Origin of the sequence: Arenibacter lacus (assembly GCF_008711145.1) — a bacterium.
Taxonomy (GTDB): Bacteria; Bacteroidota; Bacteroidia; order Flavobacteriales; family Flavobacteriaceae; genus Arenibacter; species Arenibacter amylolyticus.
The window spans coordinates 1-635 of record NZ_VVIN01000223.1 but is presented as its reverse complement, the minus strand read 5'-3'; the positions used below and the strand labels follow the sequence as shown (position 1 = coordinate 635).

The 635-nt window shown below is 47.7% G+C and carries 1 protein-coding gene; it reads left to right on the top strand.

Annotated features, from left to right (window positions below):
• Positions 1-635 (top strand): FAD-dependent oxidoreductase (locus F1E73_RS17265; RefSeq protein ID WP_191089070.1); only part of this gene is annotated, 635 nt, incomplete at both ends.

Below are 635 nucleotides of genomic sequence, written 5' to 3'. Positions count from 1 at the left end.
AAGTCAAGGAATCCACCTAGTATTAGACAAATCGTTCTTACCAGGGGAAGATGCCATTATGATCCCGAAGACCAATGATGGGCGTGTGTTGTTTTTGGTCCCTTGGCACAATAGGGTCTTAGTGGGAACCACGGACACGGTTTTGGATGATCATAGCTTGGAGCCCATTGCCTTAGATAAGGAAATTGACTTTATTATTGAAACTGCCAACAGTTACCTTACCAAAAGAGTGGGCAGGGAAGACGTCCTCAGCATTTTTGCCGGCTTAAGGCCTTTGGCCGCCCCACAGGACGGTTCGGAGAAAACTAAGGAAATATCTAGAAGCCATAAGATCTTAATCTCCAACTCGCACCTCCTCACCATCACAGGCGGCAAATGGACCACCTATCGGAAAATGGCAGAAGACACTATGGAGAAGGCAATTAAATTGGGAAAGTTGCCTAGAAAGAAATGTGCCACTAGGCACCTTCCCATTCACGGGGCTACCCAGGATTTGGCCGCTAAAGACCATCTGGCCGTATACGGATCGGACCGGAAGGCCATTTTAGAGCTCATTGAGAAATCGCCAAAATTGGGGGAGAAACTACATCCTAACTTAGAATTCCTTTGTGCAGAGGTGGTATGGGCCGTCCGCA